Origin of the sequence: Sulfurimonas sp. ST-25 (assembly GCF_048079205.1) — a bacterium.
GTDB classification, from domain to species: Bacteria; Campylobacterota; Campylobacteria; order Campylobacterales; family Sulfurimonadaceae; genus Thiomicrolovo; species Thiomicrolovo sulfuroxydans.
This window is the reverse complement of sequence record NZ_CP182225.1, coordinates 386,125-407,184: the sequence shown is the minus strand read 5'-3', so window position 1 is coordinate 407,184 and position 21,060 is coordinate 386,125. Positions and strand designations below refer to the sequence as shown.

Sequence of the window (21,060 nt, the reverse complement as noted above, 5' to 3'; positions counted from 1 at the left end):
ATGAAGTTAAATTACTGAAAGCGGTTCAGTAAGTGCAGTGTCTAAGCAGGCGTCCCTGCCATAAACGACGTAAGGGCACTTTTGCCAGCCGTACAAAAACGGATGGCAAAAGCGCCCGGAAAAAAGCTCGGAAGGCAAGGCCTTCCGATATGATAGTGAAACTTACTTGAGTTCGACAGAAGCGCCAGCTTCTTCGAGTTCTTTCTTTGCAGCTTCGGCAGTCTCTTTGTCGACGCCTTCTTTGATGACAGAACCGGCAGTTTCAACCGCTTCTTTCGCTTCTTTGAGGCCGAGACCAGTCAGGCCGCGGACAACTTTAATAACGTTGATCTTCTTCGCACCAGCGTCTTTGAGGATAACGTCAAATTCAGTTTTTTCTTCGGCAGCTTCAGCAGCTACAGCAGCGCCGGCAACAGCGACCGGCTGAGCAGATACGCCGAATTTTTCTTCGAACTCTTTAACAAGTTCGGACAGTTCGAGAACGGAAAGGTTAGAGATGTACTCGAGTACGTCTTCTTTAGTGACAGCCATTTTTATCTCCTAATGGTTTTAGTAAAAGTAATTAAGCCTCTTCTTCGCGCTTCTTTCTAAGCGCATCGAGACCGATCGTAAAGTTGGTGAGCGGTGCCATCCAGGTAGCAGCCAGCATGCCAAGCAGTTCGTTGCGACCCGGGAGTTTTGCGAAAGCTTCAATTTTCGCTTTGTCCGCAGGCTCTTTGTCGAGGTAACCGGCTTTGATGCTCAGTTTCTCGTTTTTCTTTGCGAAATCCGCCGCAACTTTCGCCGCACCGATAACGTCGTCGGACCAGATGAAGATGTTCATATCTTTCAGCTCGACGCCTGTCATCTCTGCGTTTGCCAGAGCAATGTTCGCCAGGGTGTTTTTAACAACCTGAACTTTCGCATCGCTTTGACGTGCCATACCGCGCAGTTCTTCGAGGTCAGCAACACCAAGACCGTTATAGTCACAGATAACGACGGCCGCAACACTTCCGAATTCACCGGTGAGGTAGTTGACGACTTCCGTTTTTTCAGCTCTTGTCATTCGTTCTCCTTTCCAGACTTTAACTTCAAGCGGGGCGGGGAAAGGCCGATTAAGCAGCACAGGCTGCCCCCAACTCTCTTCAGTCCAAAGATTTCAGATCTTCGTTTAGTGAAAATCTTGCGTCTGGCATCCGTGATGTCAAACGCAAGACTTCCGTCCCCCGGAGGGGAAGAAATTACTTGATGTCTGCCAGTTCGGCGACGTCAAATTTGAGCGCCGGGCTCATCGTCAGAGAGAGCGCAGCGTTCTTGATGTAGCGGCCTTTGGAAGAAGCCGGCTTCTGCTTGTTGATCGCTGCGACGAACGCTTTGACGTTCTCCGCGATCTTGTCAGCGTCGAAGCTTGCTTTACCGATACCGGCGTGGATGTTACCTTTTTTGTCAACACGGAAAGCGACCTGGCCGCCTTTGACGTTTTTGACTGCGGTAGCGACGTCCGGTGTTACCGTACCCGTTTTCGGGTTCGGCATCAGGCCTTTTGGCCCGAGGATACGACCGATCTTACCGACGACACCCATACAGTCCGGTGCAGCGACAACAACGTCAAACGGCATGTTGCCCGCCTGGATCATCTCAACGAGTTCATCCGTACCGACGATATCAGCACCGGCTTCTTTTGCCTCGTCGATTTTCGCACCTTTGGCGAAAACGGCAACGCGAACTTTTTTACCTGTACCGTGAGGAAGCACAACGGCACCGCGGACCATCTGGTCAGCGTGGCGCGGGTCAACACCCAGGTTCATCGCGATTTCAACCGTTTCATCAAATTTCGCAGACTGCAGTTCTTTGACGAACGCTGCCGCTTCAACGACGCTGTACTGTTTCGCTGCGTCGATTTTTTCATTCAGCTGCTTATAACGCTTGCTAGCCATTTTATTCTCCTGAATTTATTCTGCCGCAGTTTTTTTCTATCTTTGCGGTCGAAGATAGTTCGATTGGTTACAGTTACTCTGTAATTTCGAGGCCCATCGCACGAGCGGAACCGGCAAGAATCTTTGCTGCCTGCTCTTCGTCGTCGGTGTTAAGGTCGGCGATTTTCATCTTGACGACTTCCATCAGCTGTGCCTTAGTGATCTTGGCGACTTTGTTTTTCAGCGGGTTGTCAGAACCCTTCTTGATGCCGGCTGCTTTCATCAGCAGTGCAGATGCCGGCGGCTGTTTTGTGATAAAAGAGAAGCTTCTGTCGTTGTAGACCGTAATAATGGTCGGAACTTTGAAGCCCGCTTTGTCTTTTGTCTTCTCATTGAATGCTTTACAGAATTCCATGATGTTGACGCCGCGCTGACCCAGCGCAGGACCGACCGGAGGTGCCGGGTTGGCAGCGCCGGCTTGAATTTGCAACTTGATATAACCCATGACTTTCTTTGCCATTGTGCTTCCTTTTCCTTTGTAAGATTAAATAATTTTTTCGACCTGGGTGTACGAAATGTCCACCGGGGTGCTGCGCCCAAAGATCGAAACGTTCAGTTTGAGCGTACCGTGCTCGAGGTCGTACTCGTCGACCGTGCCCGTAAAGTTCGCGAACGGACCGTCGATGATACGAACCATCTCGCCGTTTTCGAAGTAGACCTTCGGTTTCGGCGCCGCGCGGTTCTCGACGCGGTCGAGGATCGTGTTAATGTCGTTTTCGCTCAGCGGCGTCGGGTGGTTGGCCTCACCGATGAAACCGGAAACGCGCGGCAGTGACTGGATCAGGTGCTGCGTAGGCGTATCAAGATCGACATTGATAAAAACGTAACCGGAATAGAGGGAACGTTCACTGATCTTTTTCTTTCCGTCTTTGACCTCGATGACGTCTTCCGTCGGGACGACGACCTCTTTGATCTTCTCGGCAAGGTTGTGCTCGTCGACAAGGTTGAGGATCGCGTTTTTAACGCTGCGTTCACTGCCTGCGTAGGTCTGGATAGAATACCATTGATGTGCCATATGTTCTCCCTTAGCCCAAAATCGCTGACAGTGATGAAGACATGATCAGGTCTACAAGTGCCAAAAAGATCGAAACGAAAGCAACAACCACCACGACGGCGATGAACGCCTGTTTCACCTGCGCTTTAGTCGGGAAAATGACTTTAGAGAGCTCGATGCGGGCGTTTCTGACATAACTGTTAAGTGTTGATTTCATTTCTATTCCTCTTGCGCACCTCGAAGAACCTGACGCGGAGATTTTTCGAGGTACCCATTGACATTCGCGATAACTGAAGCCCCTAGGCTGCATTGATCAGGAATGTGGCAGGCGAAGAGGGACTCGAACCCCCAACCATCGGATTTGGAATCCGGCGCTCTACCATTGGAGCTATTCGCCTATGATTCTCCCGAGCGGGAGAACAACTTACAGTTTTGCTTCTTTGTGAACCGTATGTTCGCGGCAGAACTTGCAGTATTTGCGCACAGAGAACTTCTCAGTGTGTGTCTTCTTGTTTTTGCTTGTGTGGTAGTTGCGACGTGTGCACTTCTCACAAGCGAGGTGGATATTTTCACGCATGGTTTCTTCCTAGTTTGCGAATCGGGTAACCCGATTACGCAAGGATTTTTGAAACGACGCCGGCGCCGACTGTACGGCCACCTTCGCGAATCGCGAAGCGTGTACCTTCTTCCATCGCGATCGGAGCGATAAGCTCAGCGACGATGGCAACGTTGTCACCCGGCATAACCATCTCTGTACCTTCCGGCAGAGTGATCGCACCAGTAACGTCTGTTGTACGGACGTAGAACTGCGGGCGGTAACCGTTGAAGAACGGAGTATGGCGGCCACCTTCCTCTTTGGAGAGGATGTAGACTTCTGCTTCGAACTTAGTGTGCGGCGTGATTGAACCCGGCTTACAGAGAACCTGGCCACGCTCAACAGCTTCTTTTGCGATACCGCGGAGGAGGACACCACAGTTGTCACCCGCAACACCACAATCCATCTCTTTACGGAACATTTCAACACCAGTAACCGTAGTTTTCTGAGTGTCTTTGATACCGACGATCTCGATTTCCTCACCGACACAGACCTGACCGCGTTCAACACGACCAGTAACAACTGTACCACGACCGGAGATAGAGAATACGTCCTCAACCGGCATCAGGAAGTCTTTGTCTGTTTCGCGCTCCGGCTCCGGAATGTACGCGTCAACTTCGTCCATCAGCTTGAGGATCTTTTCGCCCCACTCGCCAACTTCACCAGCTTTTGCTTCTTCCAGTGCTTTGAGTGCAGAACCTGCAACGATCGGAGTGTCATCACCCGGGAACTCGTACTGGTCGAGCAGTTCGCGGATTTCCATCTCGACGAGCTCGAGGAGTTCTTCATCGTCAACCATATCTTCTTTGTTCATGAAGACAACGATGTAAGGGACACCGACCTGGCGAGAGAGGAGGATGTGCTCACGTGTTTGCGGCATCGGGCCGTCAGCTGCAGAAACAACGAGGATCGCACCGTCCATCTGTGCCGCACCCGTAATCATGTTCTTAACGTAGTCGGCGTGGCCCGGACAGTCAACGTGCGCATAGTGGCGGTTGTCTGTTTCGTATTCAACGTGAGACGTTGCGATCGTAATACCGCGTTCGCGCTCTTCCGGTGCGTTGTCGATCTGATCGTAGTCCATCAGCTCCGCTTCACCTTTAGTAGCGAGTACCGCTGTGATCGCAGCAGTCAGTGTAGTTTTACCGTGGTCAACGTGACCGATGGTACCGATGTTAACGTGCGGTTTCGTACGTTCAAATTTTTCTTTTGCCATTGTGTCCTCCGACTTTAAGAATTAATGGAAACGGAATTATACCAGATAAAGCGTACAAAATAGCTTTTTAGGCTCCAATTATTACTTTGGCATTACAGTGAAACGTACCCAAACGTTCCGTGGAGCCCAGTAGCAGAATTGAACTGCCGACCTCTTCCTTACCAAGGAAGTGCTCTACCTCTGAGCTAACTGGGCATGTAATCGATAAAGTAATAATGGGAAACTAAAAACTATTTATGTAGTTGTGAAGTAGTAAACAACTTATACTACAGCTCCCAGTGGAGCGGGAAACGAGACTCGAACTCGCGACCCTCAGCTTGGAAGGCTGACGCTCTAGCCAACTGAGCTATTCCCGCAATGGTGGTGAGAGGAGGATTCGAACCTCCGAAGGTAAAAACCAGCAGATTTACAGTCTGCCCTCGTTGGCCACTTGAGTATCTCACCACGGCCTGTTAAATCTGGTCTAACACTGTTTCTAAATGAAAATTCAATTTCGAAATGGTGCCGGCACGAGAAGTCGAATCCCGGGCCTACTGATTACAAATCAGTTGCTCTACCAGCTGAGCTATGCCGGCGTATTTGAAATTGAGCCAGAATTATAGTCGATTCCACACGCAATGTCAAGACTAAAATGAAAAAATTTTGTACAATATGCAAAAAAGAGATTTCAGCATGATTTACACCCTCTTCTCCCCCTCCGAAGGAAAACGCGCCGGCGGCAGTTCCGCCAACCTCAGCGAGGAACATCTCCTCTTCGGTCTGGCGGACCGCGGCCCCATCCTCGATGCCTACAACCGCCTGGTTAACGGCCAGGACCAGGATGCTGTGCTCGCCCTTTTCGGTCTGAAAAAAGCCGAGGACGCCCGGGCCTATATCGCCGACCTCTACAGCGCACCGACCATGCCCGCCGTTGAACGCTACGACGGCGTCGCCTACGACTACCTCGATTACCCCTCCCTCGACACGGAAGCGAGCGCCTATCTGCAGGAACGGCTCGTCATCTTCTCCAACCTCTTCGGCCCGCTGCGCGGCGGCGACCTCATCCCCACCTATAAAGTAAAGCAGGGCAACACGGTCGGCGACATCGCGCCCGAACGCTATTATAAGGATGCGTTTAACGCCGCGCTCGACGCCCTGATCGGCGACGGCGAGATCCTCGACCTGCGGGCAGGCTACTACGACAAGTTCTTCAAACCCTCCCGGCCGGTCACAACGATGAAGTTCATGAAAGAGGGGAAAGTGGTGAGCCACTGGGCGAAGGCGTACCGCGGCATCGTACTGCGCCACCTCTCTCAGCAGCGCTATGAGACAGTTGATGCCCTGCTCGCTTCGCAGATCCCCGGCCTCGCCTGCCGGGAGATTCTGGAGAAAAAGGGCAAGCGCGAAGCGGTCTTCGATATCCTATAAGTCATAACGGCTCCCGAGCAAAAGCCCGGCTGCCTACGCTAACGCTATGTTTTGTCCTCACTGCGTTGCGAAATTCCGCTTCGCTGCATCCTCGGCGGAGAGCCCGCACTCCGAGAGCACTTCTTGCAAGGCGTGCACAGATAAACCGTGCTAAGGCATGGTAAAATTCGGTTATGCAAACACTCACAGAGATCGAAAACATCCTCCGGGAAAAACCGGCGGTCATGCTCTATTTCAGCGCACCGACCTGCAACGTCTGCCACGCCCTCAAGCCCAAACTCGTCGACGCGATCGAAACCAACTTCGACGCCGTCGAGATCGTCAGTATCGATATCTCCGAATCCCCCGAGATCGCTTCGCACTACAGCGTCTTCGCGATCCCGACCCTCCTCGTCTTTCTCGACGGCCGGGAGTTCCTGCGCAAAAGCCGCCATATGAGCGTCGGCGAGGTCGTCGAAGCGATCCGCCGCCCCTACGAGATCATGTTCTCCTAGGCGCCGCTAGCGCGAAAAGCTGAACCCGATCGAAAACTTCGTCACGTAGTTGTTGTAGTCGATGAGGCTCTCGCCGTAGCCGGTGAAGGCTTTCAGACACCAGAAGACGTTCTCGCGGTGCGAGAGCGGATAGGTCCAGATCAGCTGCTGCGCTCCCTTGCCCGTCACGAAATTGTGCCGCAGCAGAAGACTTGTCATGCTTTTACCGTAGGGCAGTACCAGGCGCACCGAGCCGTACCCAAGGTAATCGGTCAGGTCCGGGTTGTCATCCTCTTCGCTCTCTTTGAAACGGTACCAGAACTTCAGCGCCGTAAAGAGGCTGCCCGTCTGGAAAACGGCCTCCGTCCAGGCGTAGTTCCACGAACGCGAACGGTTGCGCAGATAGGGGGTAAGGGCACCGGGGTTGCTGACGTTGATATCGCCGAGGTCCTGCTGGGTAATGTTCCCCTGTCCGTTGGACTGGTGGGCAAACCCGACTGCGACCGACTTGATCGGCACTTTGTGCGACGCCGTCGGAAAGGTGACAAAGAGTTCGGGCTGGTAGTTCGTCTCCCGGAAGGGCGCAGAGCCGGCATAGACCTGCCAGAAAGAGCGCTGGGTGTAGGCAGCCGAATAGGTCTCGTTCAGGCCGAATAGGTTGGGAAGGAAGTCGAGGCGGAAGCTCAACTGCAGTTCCGCTTCGATGTTCTTGTAATGGTCCGAAGGCACATAGCTGTCATACACGCCTTCACGGTATCCGAAAGGAAGCAGGTAGTTCTCGTGAAAGGTCTTCAGGCCGAAATCGGCAATGATGCTTTTGCGGATCGTCTCGGCGGTCTCGTTGTCCTCGACCGGGTCGAGTTCGCGGTAGGTCGAAAGCAGCCGTTTGTTCTCCCGGTGCAGTGAGGAGTCTGCCGCCGCCTCGAAGTAGCGCCGCGCCGAACGGCGGTACCATCTGTCCGCCTTGGCGCGGTCGGCGTCGACCCCCTCCCCTTTTTCGTACATCCTGGCAAGCATGTAGGCCGCGTCTTCATCCTCTGTCGCCTCGTACGCGGCCTTGAAAATCTCGAACGCTGTGGGGTAGTCTCCCTGACGGTAATGCTCCATCCCCGTCTCGAACTGGCTCTCCGCCATTGCCCCCAGACAGAGCAGGAGCAGTCCCAGCAACACCCGTCCCATGCGCTCACTCCCCAGCCGGCAAAAATGCCAGCAGCGCCGCCGTCACGGCGACATTGAGCGATTCGACCCCCCGCTGCATCGGGATAGCCAACCGTGCATTGCAGCGTGCCGCCACGGCGTCGCTCATTCCCTCGCTCTCATTGCCCAGCACGAAGACCGTCTTCGCCGGCACGGCAAGGGTGTGCAGCGTCGCGTCGGCGTGGGAGGAGAGGCCAAAAATACTCCACCCCTGCGCCTGCAGTGTCTCCAGGATCTCCGGGAGCGTATCGCAGTAGTAGATCGGCAGCTTGAAAAGCGTCCCTGCGCTCGCTTTCATGACCAGGGGAGAGAGTTTGGCGCTGCCCTGTTTGGGCAGCAGGATCCCGTCGATGTTCCCGGCCGCCGCCGAACGGATGATCATCCCGAGGTTCTGCGGGTTGTGGATGCCGTCGAGTGCCAGAAGCCGGCCGCTTGACGCAGGCGATTCCAGCAGCGCTTCTGCGCTTTGATAGGACGGCGCAATGACATCGAGGGCGACCCCCTGATCCTGTTTCGCATTCCGTGATATGCGCGACAGCGCCGCTTTGGAGTGGTACTTGATCTCCACATCCCGTGCACGGGCTTTGGCGGTGATACGGTCGATCACCCCCTCTTGCTGGTTCGACTCGGCCAGGTGGAGCGCATGGATCTCGACCGCGTTATCATCCAGGACCTCCTCCACGGCATTGCGGCCGTAAAGGGTGATCATCCCCTCGAAAAAACGCTTCTTCTTTTGGTAGCTTGCGGAATCTTTCATAGCCGTTATTATACCCATCGGGACTGAACCCGGTTGATTTGTAACAGATCAGGCACTATAATGTTGCAACTCCCCCGAGGTTTTTCCGCATGGTTCGTTTGGCATCCCTTCTGTTACTCCCCGCCCTTGGCCTGCACGCAGCGCTCCTGCAAAGCAGTACCGTCCCCTGCGACGTGCCCTACTTCACGGCCGATATCGGCGGCTGCGAACTGATCTATACGGAGGGGAACCTCCCCGTTGCCCGGGAAGCAGCCGCGGTCGAGAACGTCCTGCTGCCGCAGTATGACAAACTCTACGGCTACACGATGGACGAGACGCTCTATGTCGGCCTGCTCTCCAGCCACAACCAGATCGCCAACGGCTTCTCCACCCCCTATCCCCTCAACCGCCAGATCAACTACGGCGGCGGGGCGCTGATGATCGACTATTTCAGCACGACCTCCTGGCTGAACACCCTGCTCTACCACGAAAGCGCGCATAACTATCAGATGAACGTCAAGGACAACCCCGTCTCCAGCACGCTGCACACCGTCTTCGGCAACGGCTTCGTCCTGCTGCCCTGGTTCACCCTGCCCAACATCGTTGAAAGCAGCTTTCTGCTCGAAGGAAATGCCGTTCTTAACGAATCCTGGCACGGCAACGGGGGACGGCTCTACAGCGGCCGGTTCAAGGCCGCGACCCTGCAGCAGGCAAAGGCGGGTCTCCTGACGCCCGAACGGGTCTACAATGCCAATTACGACTTCCTCTACGGCTCGCATTTCTACACCCTCGGGGGGTTTTACCAGTACGACCTGGCCAGTACCTTCGGGATGGCAGATGTCAACGCCTACTGGCGGCTGCATTCGTATAACTGGTTCTGGCCCTTCTTCACGAATCGCACGACAAGGCGCAGCATCGGATACGATTTTGAAACGGCCCTGCAGACCTGGGCGGACAAGATGGCATCGGAAGCGGAAGCGATGCAGGATGTTGAAGGAAAGCCCCTAGCCGCCACCCAGTTCTACACATCGATCAACAGCGACAACGATGCCGTCTACTTCACCGTCAACGCGACCGGCAGAAGCTTCCCCGAGCTGGTCGTCTACGACAAAAAAAGCGGCAGGCTCAGCCGGGAAAGCGGCAGCTACCGCGCCGGAAAAGTCGTCAGAACCCCCGAAGGACGCTACGCGACCCAGAGCAGCGCCTACACCTCTCCGCTGCGCATCGAGGCCGGACTCTATACGGAAGGTGCCCACCTCGTTGACGGCACGGCCGGCCGCGTCATCGAAGGGTACCTCCGCGACGGCACCCCCGTCTACTTCGACGTGCCCGCCTCCTTCGACCAGCCGCAGCTCTATGTCGGCGACAGCTTTTATGCCCGCACCAACTCCTCCGTCTTTATCGACGGCGGGGACAACCTCTACTACTTCGTGCAGGGCGAAGGCAAAACGCGCACCCTCTACAGGAACAAAACCCCGCTCTTCTCCCTCCGGGGCTACTACGGGAACGTCAGCGGCGTCGACGGCCGCGGCCGCGTCTACTTCATTGCCAATACGCCGCACGGTTCCGGACTGTTCCGCTACGATAACGGCAAAATCACGCGGGCGCATCCCGCCGACACCATCTTCGAGGCGCGCCTCATCGACGATACCCATGCCCTGGCGGCCGTGATGGGCGCGGATGCCTATACCTACCAAAAGATACCCCTCGAAACGATCGACGAGACACCCTACGAGGTCACCCTCTTCTTCGAGCACGCGGGGGAGAAGCCTCCGGAAACGAATGCATCGGCGGAGGCTCTCGACCTCGAACACCCCTACCACTCGCCCCTTGAGCTGCACTACAGCGGCACGGACGTCGCTCTGGGCAGCGACAGCGACGCGGGCGTGCTCTTTGACCTCTCCCTCAACTTCGCCGACCCGCTGACGCGTAACCTCCTCTCCGCGTTCGTCACCCGGAATGTCGATGAATACACACTCGGCGGGATGCGCTACGCCAACAGCGAGTACCTCCTGCAGTTCGCCGTGACTGCCTACGGTGTCATCGACGCCCCCGAGCGCAATGCCACCGAACCCTCTCCCCGTCCTTTCGGCTTCTCGGCGGAAGCGGAGCTCCCCTTTTGGCAGCGCGGCTACGCGTACGGCGCGCTGAGGGCCGCCTACTACCAGGACTACGAAGCGGACACCCGGACCCCTATCTCCCTCTCCCTTCCCCTGGCACGCAGTGAGCAGTACGGTGTCAGCATGTACCGCAACGCCTTTTACGCTTTGACCCCCTATACCGCCTTCGACCGGGGGGACACTGCTTGGGGCGGGGAAGCGGCGTTGGAACGCGACCTGAGCCACGAGTTCTATCTCGCCCTGGGCGGGCAGTACTCGCAGAGCGACGCCGACACCGGTTTGGACGCCCGGGGGGTCAAACTCGCGACGGGCATCGCCGACAAGCTCAAAGAGAACGACCCCTCGACGGTCATTATGCCGACCCTACGCGACACGACGTATGCCAAAAGCGCGCTCAAAGCCGATGCGGAGCTGCGCAAGGTGTTCAACCTCTCCGCGTACTTCTTCACCTTCCCCGTCTCGCTCCGCCGCGAGGCCCTGCGCGCCGGGTACGCCTACTATGACCTCGAACCCTTTAACCCCTCAAGCCCGCACCTCTACACCTCCGAGACCTCGGCGGGGTTGACGCTTGACACGCTCTGGTTCAACAAACTCCCGCTGCCCATCACCGTGGACTACTATTACAGCGACTCCCCGCTGGCCTCGGACCGCCACAGTGTCCGCTTCAGCGTGGGCATCGCCTACTGACCTAATAATCCAGCGTAAACCCCAGTCCGATGTTATATCCCCGGAGCCCGTCGGCCTGGATCGTACTCACTTCGAGGAAAAAGCGCTCGATATAGTTCATCGCCTCGCTGACGTACCAGTAGCCGACCCCCCCGAGCGTACCGTAGCCGTCGAAGTGCGTCACGCGTGTAATGTCACCCCCCAGGTAACTGCCGCGCAGGTACCCCTCCAGCGTCAGGTACATTCCGTCGTAGTTCGCCAGCGCCGCCGTTTCACCGCCGATGGAAAAGGAGGTGACGTTCGTCTGGGTGGTAAACTTGCTCAGCTGCTTGGTACTGATGGCGCTTTTGGTCTCATAGAGGTCGTAGGTCAGTGTCGCGTAGGGTTTATACCCTTTCCATTCACGCCGGTACTCCAGCGCAAAAAAAACGCGGTAGGAGATGTTGGCGTTGTAGCTCTCTTTAAACAGGTCACCGACACTGTCGCCTGCGCCGTTATTGTCGCGGGCGCTGACGCCGACGCGGGAGTAAATCGCCTCGACCCCGCCGAGCATCTCGAATCCCAGCCCCGGCCGGTAGCGCAGCCCCCCGCCGATCCCGCCCGTGTAGGTGCGCAGCATGTTCGTCGCGCTCAGCGCAATATCGCCGGAGAGCGGTGTCGACGTATTGACGTCGTTGGTCAGCTTGGTTTCGCTGTACCCCACCCCGCCGATCACGAAGGCGTTCAGGTCCGGGGCGAAAGGTTCAAACTGGTAGCGCAGCGGGAGGTGGATGATGTACATGCTCGTATTGGCCCGGGTAAACTCATAGGTCCCGGAGTTGAGCCCGTCCTTGGTCGTAAAGACCATCAGGGCGTTGATGTTGGCAAGGTACGCTTTCTTTGCCGCCTCTTCGGGCGTATCCGCGCCCCACAGGACACGGCACAGCATCAAGACGGCCAGCACAACACGTGTCATCGTTCCGCTTCGCTTTTTTCGTTATTATAGCGTCATGAAGTGTCATCTCTGCAAGATCATTCTGCCCATACTCGCCCTCTTCCTGGGGCTGCTCTATGTCGGCAGCCGTTTCCTCCCGCCGCTGGCCCCCGACCACGTCACCATTGCCACCGGCACCGAAGAGGGCATCTACTTCCAAAGCGCGCTGCGCTACAAGGCGCTGCTGGCCAAACAGCATGTCACGGTCGAGATCGTTCCCACACACGGTTCGGTGGAGGCGCTGGGGCTGCTCAAAGCGAAAAAGGTCGACATCGCTTTTGTGCAGAGCGGCAGCACCGATGCGTTCAAAAGCGAGCCCTTCACCTCCCTCGCCAGCCTGTACAACGAACCGATATGGGTCTACTACTCCGCCGCCGCTGGAGAACTGCACAACCTGAGCGAGCTCAAAGGCAAACGCATTGCCGTCGGCGACGAGGGGAGCGGGACGAAGGCCCTCGCGCTCACGCTGCTCGGGGCGAACGGCATCACACCGGAGAACAGCACCTTGCTCTCCCTCGGAAACGACGCCGGGGCCCAGGCGCTTTTTGACGGTGACGCCGATGCGCTTTTTAGCATCATCGGTGCCTTCGCGCCGCTGACGAAGACGCTGCTGCTCGATCCGAAGATCAAACTGCTCGACTTCACCCGGACCCACGCTTATACCGTCCGCTACCCCTTTCTCAATGCCGTCACGCTGGACGAAGGGGTCATGGACCTTGAACACAACCTCCCCGCAACGACCAAGCATCTCATCGCCGCGACAGCGACGCTGGTCAGCCGCGACGATCTCCATCCCGATCTTATCCGGCTGGTGCTGCGCGCCGCCCAAAAGGTCCACGGCGGTGCGGGCGTCTTCCGCAAAGAGGGCGAGTTCCCCGGCACCGCCCGCCTGGAGTTCCCCATCAACGCCGATGCGGAGGTCTATCTGCGCGACGGCGAAAGCTGGCTGGAGAGCCTCTTCCCCTTCTGGATCGCCTCGATCATCAAACGGCTGATGCTGCTTTTCATTCCGGTCATCGCCCTGATGATCCCGCTGGTGAAACTCTTCCTGCCGCTCGTGACGTGGCGCAGCCGCTCCAAGATCTACCGCTGGTACAGAACGCTCAACGCGATCGAAGATGAGATGGACAGCTATGACGCGTCACAGCGGCGCGAAGCGGTCATGAAACTCGAAGAGGCGCTGCAGAAGATCCAGAAAGTCGACGTGCCGCTCTCGTATCGCCGGGAGTATTACGACCTGATCCAGCATTTCGAGCTGATCCTGGGCAAGCTCCGCGCCCATAGCTAGGAGGGGCTATACCCCTTTATTGGCGTCCCAGATGCGGATATGAAGGCGGTCGCTGTAGGTGTAGCCGCGGGCCTTGCAGAAATCAATGACCGCCTCGGTGTTGGCTTCGATCTCGGCGCGGCTGCCGCCCATAGGCATGCAGTAGACCTGGAGCTGCGGCGCATGCGCGACGATTTCGTCGATCTCGTGCTCCATGTTTTCACCGATGGAGTCCCGGTCGATCGTGAACTTGAAGTAGGCCTCTTTCGCCTGCTGCGCAATGGGGACGAAGGCGTTCGGGCGTACCCGTTTCTCAAATGGCTCGCCGCTGTTGGAGAGTTTGACGGAGAGGGCGAATACACAGTCGCGGTAGACCGGGAAACGGTCAAAATCGACGGGCATCGCGCCGTTGGTCTCGAAGGTGACACGGTGGCCCCGGTCGACAAGATGGCGGACAAAGGCCGTGAAGACCTCGTTCTCGGCGTAGATCAGCGGCTCGCCGCCGGTCATAACGACATCGACTTTCGGCGGCAGGGTATAGCTGTTCATGATCGTAATGAGTTCGTCGGCATGCTCGATGCAGAGCCACTGCTCACCGAAATGCTGTTTGTTGACGGCGTAGACGGTGTCACAGCCCGTGACCGTCACCCCGTTCGCGGCGGTCTCGCTGCAGGCGAATCCCTCGCAGCGCATATTGCAGCCGCCGAAACGGAAAAAGAGCGACGGCACGCCCGTATAGCGCCCCTCGCCCTGGATGGAGTAGAAGTGTTCAACCAGGTAGAGCATCAGCCCCCCGTTTCGTAAAAGGCGCGCTTGGAGTGCTCGCCGTCCGGATCGCTCCAGCGGTTCTTCTCCGGTTTGTTCTTGACAACCTCTTTGAGGATCAGGGCCGCCGTTTTGATGTCGCCCCGCTTGACGGCGTCCTTGATGCTCATCGCCTCGTCGAAATAGAGGCAAGGAATCAGCTGTCCCTCGGCCGTGAGACGGATGCGGTTGCACTTTTTACAGAAATCGTCCTTGTGCGGTTCGATGATGCCGAACTCGTAGCCATCGCCGAGCTTGTAGTAGTGCGACGGGGAGTGGCCGTCAAAGCCCTCGTCCTTGTAGGCGTAGCGGCTGCCGATAATGCTGAGCAGCTCTTCGCTGTCAAGCCCTTTGACTTCATCATGGGCGTGAACGTTTTCCATGTACTCGATGAAGCGCACGACCATTCCCCGCGCTTTGCAGTAGTCTAGGATGTCGAGGATCTCGCCGTCATTGACCCCCTTCATCGGGACCATGTTCACTTTGACCTTGAGGCCGACTTTGAGCGCCTCGTCAATGCCCGCGAGAACCGGCCCCAGAACGTCTTTCTGGGCGATCCTCTCCGCCACCTCCGGCTTGAGGGAGTCGACGGAGACGTTCAGGCGGCGCAGCCCGGCATCATAAAGCTTCTGCGCCGCACCCTTGAGCAGGTAGGCGTTGGTTGTCATCGCCAGGTCGACATCGGGCTTGTAGTCATGGATCATCTTGATGAAGACGTCGAGATCTTCGCGCAGGAGCGGTTCGCCCCCGGTGATGCGGATCTTCTTGACCCCTTCGTCGATGGCCACCTTGATAAAGGCGAAAAGCTCCTCGAAACTGAGCAGCTTCTCTTTGGGGACCCAGGAGAAGGGTTTTTCCGGCATACAGTACTGACAGCGGAAATTGCAGCGCTCCGTTACCGAAACGCGGAGATAATCAACGGTCCTGTCAAACTTGTCTACCAGCAATGCCTACTCTTTTTCAAGGGACGTCCGAATCGCTCGGAATGTGCCTCATATTTTGATGTGTGGAAAGGTATCCTATCCATTAGAAAAGTGAAATTATAGCGGGAAGTTGATTGGAAAGGGTTGAGATGGGTTAAGTAACCGGGTGCGGCAGGGCCGCGGGCCCCGGCGTTAGTGCAGATCTTTCCAGATCTCTTTTTTCCAGAGATAGGATGCCGCCGCGAAGACGAGCAGGAAGATCATCACCTTGATACCGACGCTGTCGCGTTCGGCGTGCTTCGGATCGCCTGCCTCTACGAGGTACTCGATCACCTTCTCCGCACCGTCTTTGCTGACACCGACCCGCGGCATCGCCGTGCCGTGAAGCAGGTTCTGCGGGTTCTCGATAAAGGTCGAGATGTAGTGTTCACCGCGGGAACGGATGTACATGGAGAGATCCGGCGGGAGTTTACCCATATAGCCCATCAGGTTCGCGTTGTAATCCTCGACCTGTGTCAGGAAGACCAGTTCGTCGCGTTTTTTCTTGAAGGCCGGTTTCTCGCCGATCTGCGTCCAGTTCTCGTATTTGACGGCATGGCAGCGGCCGCAGGCCGTATCGAACGCCTGCTTCGGCGTGATCTGATCCGGCTTCGGTGCGATAGACTGCAGGTAGGCGACCATATCGGCAACCTCCTGGTCGATGTCCCCGCCGGCGCCGTAGAAGGCGACCATCGGGTGCATCTTGCCGCTCTCAGGCGTGAACTTGTGCTCGACCATCAACGCCTGCGTCGGGTTCTTGATCAGGGCCGCGAGGAACTTGGCAGCGTAAATGCCGCCCGCGTTGCTCAGGTCCGGCGGGTTGACGCCGTAGGCCGCACTGTTGTCGACCGGCGACATTGCCGCCGGGAAGCCCGCAGCTTCAATGCTGTGACAGCCGATACAGCCGCCCGCGCCCATGACCAGTTCCTGGCCGCGGGTAGCGTCGCCCGTTTTCTCAAGCGGCGGAAGATCATCATAGGAGAATCCTTCGCTTTCGACATGCGCATGCATCTGTGAATGGGCAAAAGGTTCAACCAGCCAATAGGTCACCAGGGTAAAGAAGATGACAACAGCTAAAATTTTAAATTCTTTCATCAACTTCTCCTTATGCCCGTTTTTCGTTTCTTGTGATGAACGGCAGAACCACCCACAGGACGATAAAGACCCATGCGGCAACCAGGCCGATCGTGCTGTAGACGCCCTGCGGCGGCAGCTTGCCCATCGCGGTCAGGACAATCAGGTCAGCGACCATTGCCCAGAACCAGAAGAAGAAGAGCCCGCGGCGGCTGGCCGGCACGGCATTCGGACTGCGGTCAAGCCACGGCAGCAGGAAGAAGATCACCTGTGCAAAGCCGAAGGCGACGAGGCCCGGGTCTTTCGGGAACGGACGCAGGATCTCGTACGACCAGAGGAAGTACCACTCCGGATAGATGTGCGGCGGTGTCTTCAGCCCGTCGGCCGGGTCGAAGTTGATCGGGTCCATCGCGAAACCGAAGTGCCAGAAGACCAGGTAGAAGAAGAAGATCAGGTAGATGCTCACGACGAACATATCCTTAGAAAGGAAGTCGTTCGCGAAGGCAATAACCTTGGACTCTTTCTTGTTGCCGGCTTTATACTTGGCTGCTTCTTCATCGAAATCGAACTCTTCGCCGTCTTGGTTATTGACGTGCGGGATGCGCAGGGCACCGAAGTGCAGGCCGATGACGCCCAGGATCGCCAGCGGGATCAGCAGGACGTGCAGCATAAAGAAGCGGTCCAGGAAGGCCTGACCCGGGACGTAGTCACCGCGGATCCATTCAACGAGGCCATTGAATTCCAGCGAACCGAGGCTGAAGAGGTTGGTAATAACCATACCCGCCCAGTAGCTCATCTGGCCCCACGGCAGCATGTAACCGCTGAACGCTTCGGCGGAGAACGCTACGAACAGAAGCATACCGGAGATCCAGATCATCTCCCGGCCTTTTTTGTACGAACCGTAGTAGATTCCCGTCAGCATGTGAATATAGATGATCAAAAAGACGACGGAAGCCGCAACGGCGTGAACGTGACGCCAGAGCCAGCCGAAATCCACTTCGCGCATGATCGTATAGTTGACACTGTCAAAGGCCGTGTCGACGTTTGGCTGATAGTACATCAGCAGGAAAATCCCTGATACGAGAAGGATGCCGAACGTAAACGCCAGGACCATCCCCATTGCCCAAAGAAAGTTGATATTTTTCGGAATCCAGTACTCTTTTGAGAGTACGCGCTGCAGCGTATCGATCGCCAGGCGCTGGTTCAACCAGTCATGTACGCTGGTTGCTTTAGTAAAGTGTGCCATTTCCCCTCCTCACTTACGCCAGCACGCCGGCATCTTTCATTTGACGATACGTTTCGCCCTCTTCACCCAGTACGACCGTGTTGCCTTTGACATTGAAAGGCGGGATCACCATCGGGCTCGGCGGCGGTGCAAGGGTATCGATGCCGCTTGCATCGAACTCACCCCCGTGACAGGCACATTTGAAGTCCTGCTTCGCTTCGCGGTAAGCCGGGATACACCCCAGGTGCGTACACAGGCCGATACAGATCAGGAAGTTCTCTCCGTTGACGACAATGTCACGCGCCGTCTGCTCGGCACTCTGTTTCGCGACCATCTCCGGTGTTTTCTTCAGAATGAAAATCGGCTTCCCGCGCCACTTTTCGACCATCAGTTTATTCGGTTCGGCAGCACTCAGATCGACTGTCGTAAAACCCGCGGCTTTGACGCTCGGAAGCGGGTCCCACGATTTTTTCATGGCATAAAGTGCTCCGACGGCGCCGACACCGGCCACCGCTCCGAAGACTTTACCCATAAAACCCCTACGGCTTTGCTCCATAGTTATGTCCTCTCTTATAAAATATTTCGCTCTATCTTATATAAAATAGGATTAAGTCAATATAAATCTAGATTTTGTTTAAGAAAGGTTGCCAATTCTTCGCTATTTTTGGGACAAGCGTGATAGGTATGTGATTGCACTTCGTTTAATGCTGCCGATAATGCAGACTTATTAAAACCGTGAATAACGGGAATGGTGAGAGATTCGAAGAGCGGGATGAAATCGGTCGGGTAGTCGGCACGCTGCAGGTAGATCGGCTTGCCGCCGGCGGCCAGATGTTCCAGTACCGCCTGCGGCGAAGAGGTCACCAGGCATTCGCTGCCGGCGACCACGGTATCGTAGGACTCTTCGTCGTGCCGCGCGCTGAAGTGTTCCCCCAGCTTCCCGCCGTAGCCGTAGAACCAGTAGAACCCTTCCAGCAGCTCCAGCTCCAGCCCATCAAAGGCAGAAGCGTTCGCCGCCAGGTCCTCCTCGTAGTCATCATCACCGAAGAAGAAGGCCCGTTTGATCGTTTTGGGCTTGGATTCGAACCAGGTATCGTCCACCGTGACCCCTTTAAAGATCCCCTCCCCTTCGAGGTAGGGGGAGACGAGCAGTTCATCGGGATGTTTCTGGTCGTTCGGATCGTCGCTGATACGGATAAAGGTCGAGAAGTAGCGGGTCATGTCATCGAGCATCACCGGGTTGATCTCGGCGGAGTCGAAGATGATCTTGTCGCCGTTGTTCGCGATCTGGGGAATGTTGCGCACGACGTCAACGCCGACGGCACGCTTGATACCGTGTTCGCGGGCCATCGAGGCGATACGGAAATCGGAGGTCAGCAGGGTAATGTCGACGTCGCCCAGGGCGCGGATGATCGTCGCCGCACGGCGGAAACGGTCCAGGCCGATGCGGTGCCCGGTGTGTACATAATAAAAGAGTCTCATCCTGCCGCCTTTTTCTGTGCCATCTTGATATAGATATGTAGAATCTCGATCGCCGCCGGCGTCACCCCGCTGATCTGCGAGGCTGCCTGCAGGGTCGGCGGGTTGAAGGTTTTGAGCTTCTCGACGATCTCGTTGGAGAGCCCCTTGACGGAGGCAAAGTCGAACCCTTCCGGGATCTTGATGCTGATGTTCTTCTTCATCTTCTCGATCTCGTCGAGCTGCTTCTCGACGTAGCGGGCGTACTTCGCGTCGATCATGATCTGCTCCTGGATATAGGGGTCATACTTTTCCAGTTCCGGCAGCAGTTTCAGCATCTTCTCACGGGTGAAGCTTTTGCGGGCGATAAGCTGCTGGGCGCTGATCTTGTCCGTTACACGCTCCTCTTCGATGCTCTCGAGAAAGGCGAGGAACTCCTTGTTGGGTGTGTACTCCGTCGCGTTGATCAGGGCCATCCCCTCCTCGATCTGCAGCCGTTTCGCCTCGAACTTCTCAAAGGTCGCATCGTCGATGAGTCCCGCATCGTGGCCGTATTTGCCCAGGCGGATATCGGCAGTTTCTTCGCGCAGCAGCAGACGGTACTCGGCGCGGGAGGTGAACATGCGGTAGGGCTCCTTCGTTCCCTTGGTGACGAGGTCGTCGATCAGGACACCGATGTAGGCTTCGTCGCGGCCCAGTACCAGCGGCTCCCGCCCATCCAGCGAGAGCGCGGCGTTGATGCCGGCCATCAGCCCCTGGGCCGCCGCCTCTTCGTAGCCCGTCGTCCCGTTGATCTGCCCGGCGAGGAAAAGGTGGCTGACTTTCTTTGTCTCCAGGGAGTGCTTCAGCTCCGTCGGGTCAACGTAGTCGTACTCGATGGCATAGCCGTAGCGGACGATCTTCGCGTTCTCCATGCCGCGCACGGAGTGGACCATCGCCTGCTGAACGTCGGGCGGAAGCGACGTGCTCATCCCATTGATGTAGCACTCCGTATTCTCCTCCGTCTGCGGTTCGATGAAGAGGTGGTGACGCTCTTTGTCCCGGAAGCGGTTGATCTTGTCCTCGATGCTGGGGCAGTAGCGGGGGCCTATGCCCTCGATCTGGCCGGTGAAGAGCGGGGCGCGGTGGAAATTGCCTTCGATGATACCGTGCGTATCCTCGTTCGTGTAGGCGATGTAACAGGGGAGCTGCTGCTTCTCTTCGGCGAACGTCTCGCGGTCGGTCCGGAAACTGAAGGGGTTCGGCAGTTCGTCGCCGGGCTGCTGCTCCATCACGGAGAAATCGATCGTCTTGGAATCGACGCGGGGGCACGTGCCCGTTTTGAGGCGGCCGACCTTGAGACCGAGGAGGCGCAGCGAATCGGAGAGGTTCTCCGCCGAGAACTCCCCGAAACGGCCCGCAGTCTGTTTCACCTCGCCGATATGTACCACCCCTTTGAGGAAGGTCCCCGTCGTGAGGACAACGCGTTTGGCGCGGTACTCGTTGAGCAGGTTCGTTCGCACGCCAGTCACCGTCTGCCCCTCGGCCAGCAGCGACTCGACGGTTTCCTGCAGCAGGTCAAGGTTCGGGGTGTTCAAAATGACGTTGCGCGCGGCGATGCGGTACTTGTCCATATCGATCTGCGCCCGGCTGCCGCGTACGGCGGGGCCTTTGGCGGCGTTGAGGATACGGTACTGGATCCCCGCCTCGTCAGTGAGCAGTCCCATTTCGCCGCCGAGGGCATCAAGTTCTCTGACCAGGTGCCCCTTCGCCAATCCGCCGACGGCCGGGTTGCATGACGTCGCCCCCACCTGTTCGGCCAGCATGGAGACCAGCAGGGTCTTCTTGCCCATGCGTGCCGCCGCAAGGGAGGCTTCGATACCGGCGTGACCGCCGCCGACGACGATAATATCGTATTCCAACACGTCTCTCTCCGCTATTCAGGTCTTTTCAACCTTT

The 21,060-nt window shown here is 56.8% G+C and carries 22 protein-coding genes and 5 tRNA genes; 4 read left to right on the top strand and 23 right to left on the bottom strand.

Annotated features, from left to right (window positions below; translation table 11 throughout):
* Window positions 1-162: 162 nt before the first annotated feature.
* The 13 genes from rplL to ACM66T_RS02020 form a co-directional block, all read right to left on the bottom strand.
* Window positions 163-531, bottom strand: coding sequence for a 50S ribosomal protein L7/L12 (rplL, locus tag ACM66T_RS02080; RefSeq protein ID WP_231020119.1), 369 nt, complete (start codon window positions 529-531; stop codon window positions 163-165).
* Window positions 532-562: 31 nt separating this feature from the next.
* Window positions 563-1,045, bottom strand: a complete 483-nt coding sequence (gene rplJ / locus ACM66T_RS02075) for a 50S ribosomal protein L10 (protein WP_231020117.1) — start codon at window positions 1,043-1,045, stop codon at window positions 563-565.
* A gap of 175 nt (window positions 1,046-1,220) precedes the next feature.
* Window positions 1,221-1,916, bottom strand: a complete 696-nt coding sequence (rplA, locus tag ACM66T_RS02070) for a 50S ribosomal protein L1 (RefSeq protein ID WP_231020115.1) — start codon at window positions 1,914-1,916, stop codon at window positions 1,221-1,223.
* A 73-nt stretch (window positions 1,917-1,989) separates the two neighbouring features.
* On the bottom strand, window positions 1,990-2,415 hold the full coding sequence (gene rplK / locus ACM66T_RS02065; protein WP_231020113.1) for a 50S ribosomal protein L11: 426 nt from the start codon (window positions 2,413-2,415) through the stop codon (window positions 1,990-1,992).
* 24 nt (window positions 2,416-2,439) lie between these two features.
* Window positions 2,440-2,970, bottom strand: coding sequence for a transcription termination/antitermination protein NusG (gene nusG, locus ACM66T_RS02060; RefSeq protein WP_231020111.1), 531 nt, complete (start codon window positions 2,968-2,970; stop codon window positions 2,440-2,442).
* Between the two features lie 10 nt (window positions 2,971-2,980).
* Window positions 2,981-3,166: a preprotein translocase subunit SecE gene (secE, locus tag ACM66T_RS02055; protein ID WP_231020109.1), complete on the bottom strand. Its 186-nt coding sequence runs from the start codon at window positions 3,164-3,166 to the stop codon at window positions 2,981-2,983.
* A 105-nt stretch (window positions 3,167-3,271) separates the two neighbouring features.
* Window positions 3,272-3,347 (bottom strand) — tRNA-Trp (locus ACM66T_RS02050).
* Window positions 3,348-3,373: 26 nt separating this feature from the next.
* On the bottom strand, window positions 3,374-3,526 hold the full coding sequence (rpmG, locus tag ACM66T_RS02045; RefSeq protein WP_231020107.1) for a 50S ribosomal protein L33: 153 nt from the start codon (window positions 3,524-3,526) through the stop codon (window positions 3,374-3,376).
* 34 nt (window positions 3,527-3,560) lie between these two features.
* The gene (gene tuf / locus ACM66T_RS02040) at window positions 3,561-4,760 is read right to left on the bottom strand and encodes an elongation factor Tu (protein ID WP_416768726.1); all 1,200 of its coding nucleotides are present in this window, start codon (window positions 4,758-4,760) and stop codon (window positions 3,561-3,563) included.
* A gap of 120 nt (window positions 4,761-4,880) precedes the next feature.
* Window positions 4,881-4,955 (bottom strand) — tRNA-Thr (locus ACM66T_RS02035).
* Between the two features lie 84 nt (window positions 4,956-5,039).
* Window positions 5,040-5,116: transfer RNA gene (locus ACM66T_RS02030), tRNA-Gly, on the bottom strand.
* A 2-nt stretch (window positions 5,117-5,118) separates the two neighbouring features.
* A tRNA-Tyr gene (locus ACM66T_RS02025) sits at window positions 5,119-5,204 on the bottom strand.
* Between the two features lie 55 nt (window positions 5,205-5,259).
* Window positions 5,260-5,335 (bottom strand) — tRNA-Thr (locus tag ACM66T_RS02020).
* Between the two features lie 76 nt (window positions 5,336-5,411).
* Here ACM66T_RS02020 and ACM66T_RS02015 point away from each other — a divergent pair.
* Together ACM66T_RS02015 and ACM66T_RS02010 are read left to right on the top strand one after the other, a co-directional pair.
* A complete protein-coding gene (locus tag ACM66T_RS02015) occupies window positions 5,412-6,167 on the top strand; it encodes a YaaA family protein (protein WP_416768725.1) in 756 nt (251 codons plus the stop codon).
* Window positions 6,168-6,340: 173 nt separating this feature from the next.
* Entirely contained in the window at window positions 6,341-6,661 is a 321-nt protein-coding gene (locus tag ACM66T_RS02010; RefSeq protein ID WP_231020102.1) for a thioredoxin family protein, read from the top strand.
* 6 nt (window positions 6,662-6,667) lie between these two features.
* Here ACM66T_RS02010 and ACM66T_RS02005 read toward each other — a convergent pair whose 3' ends face one another.
* Complete coding sequence (locus ACM66T_RS02005) at window positions 6,668-7,819, bottom strand: phospholipase A (RefSeq protein WP_231020100.1); 1,152 nt, start codon at window positions 7,817-7,819, stop codon at window positions 6,668-6,670.
* Between the two features lie 4 nt (window positions 7,820-7,823).
* Entirely contained in the window at window positions 7,824-8,594 is a 771-nt protein-coding gene (locus ACM66T_RS02000) for a TrmH family RNA methyltransferase (protein ID WP_231020099.1), read from the bottom strand.
* 89 nt (window positions 8,595-8,683) lie between these two features.
* Between ACM66T_RS02000 and ACM66T_RS01995 the strand changes: the two genes are divergently transcribed.
* The gene (locus ACM66T_RS01995) at window positions 8,684-11,380 is read left to right on the top strand and encodes a hypothetical protein (RefSeq protein WP_231020097.1); all 2,697 of its coding nucleotides are present in this window, start codon (window positions 8,684-8,686) and stop codon (window positions 11,378-11,380) included.
* Between the two features lies 1 nt (window position 11,381).
* On the opposite strand, the gene ACM66T_RS01990 is transcribed toward ACM66T_RS01995, so the two are convergent.
* Entirely contained in the window at window positions 11,382-12,314 is a 933-nt protein-coding gene (locus tag ACM66T_RS01990; RefSeq protein ID WP_231020095.1) for a hypothetical protein, read from the bottom strand.
* A 34-nt stretch (window positions 12,315-12,348) separates the two neighbouring features.
* Here ACM66T_RS01990 and ACM66T_RS01985 point away from each other — a divergent pair, with 34 nt between their 5' ends.
* Window positions 12,349-13,620: a TAXI family TRAP transporter solute-binding subunit gene (locus ACM66T_RS01985; RefSeq protein WP_231020093.1), complete on the top strand. Its 1,272-nt coding sequence runs from the start codon at window positions 12,349-12,351 to the stop codon at window positions 13,618-13,620.
* A 6-nt stretch (window positions 13,621-13,626) separates the two neighbouring features.
* Here ACM66T_RS01985 and ACM66T_RS01980 read toward each other — a convergent pair whose 3' ends face one another.
* The 7 genes from ACM66T_RS01980 to mnmG form a co-directional block, all read right to left on the bottom strand.
* Window positions 13,627-14,385, bottom strand: a complete 759-nt coding sequence (locus ACM66T_RS01980) for a 7-carboxy-7-deazaguanine synthase QueE (protein WP_231020091.1) — start codon at window positions 14,383-14,385, stop codon at window positions 13,627-13,629.
* Complete coding sequence (gene moaA / locus ACM66T_RS01975; RefSeq protein WP_231020089.1) at window positions 14,385-15,350, bottom strand: GTP 3',8-cyclase MoaA; 966 nt, start codon at window positions 15,348-15,350, stop codon at window positions 14,385-14,387. The genes ACM66T_RS01980 and moaA overlap by 1 nt, the downstream gene beginning before the upstream one ends.
* 168 nt (window positions 15,351-15,518) lie before the next feature.
* Entirely contained in the window at window positions 15,519-16,460 is a 942-nt protein-coding gene (locus ACM66T_RS01970; protein WP_231020087.1) for a c-type cytochrome, read from the bottom strand.
* Window positions 16,461-16,470: 10 nt separating this feature from the next.
* The gene (locus ACM66T_RS01965) at window positions 16,471-17,685 is read right to left on the bottom strand and encodes a cytochrome b (RefSeq protein ID WP_416768724.1); all 1,215 of its coding nucleotides are present in this window, start codon (window positions 17,683-17,685) and stop codon (window positions 16,471-16,473) included.
* Window positions 17,686-17,698: 13 nt separating this feature from the next.
* Window positions 17,699-18,226, bottom strand: coding sequence for a ubiquinol-cytochrome c reductase iron-sulfur subunit (gene petA, locus ACM66T_RS01960; RefSeq protein WP_416768919.1), 528 nt, complete (start codon window positions 18,224-18,226; stop codon window positions 17,699-17,701).
* 50 nt (window positions 18,227-18,276) lie between these two features.
* Window positions 18,277-19,146 (bottom strand): hypothetical protein, encoded by an 870-nt coding sequence (locus ACM66T_RS01955; RefSeq protein ID WP_416768723.1) that lies wholly within the window; start codon window positions 19,144-19,146, stop codon window positions 18,277-18,279.
* Window positions 19,143-21,023, bottom strand: a complete 1,881-nt coding sequence (gene mnmG / locus ACM66T_RS01950) for a tRNA uridine-5-carboxymethylaminomethyl(34) synthesis enzyme MnmG (protein ID WP_231021210.1) — start codon at window positions 21,021-21,023, stop codon at window positions 19,143-19,145. The genes ACM66T_RS01955 and mnmG overlap by 4 nt, the downstream gene beginning before the upstream one ends.
* Between the last annotated feature and the right edge of the window lie 37 nt (window positions 21,024-21,060).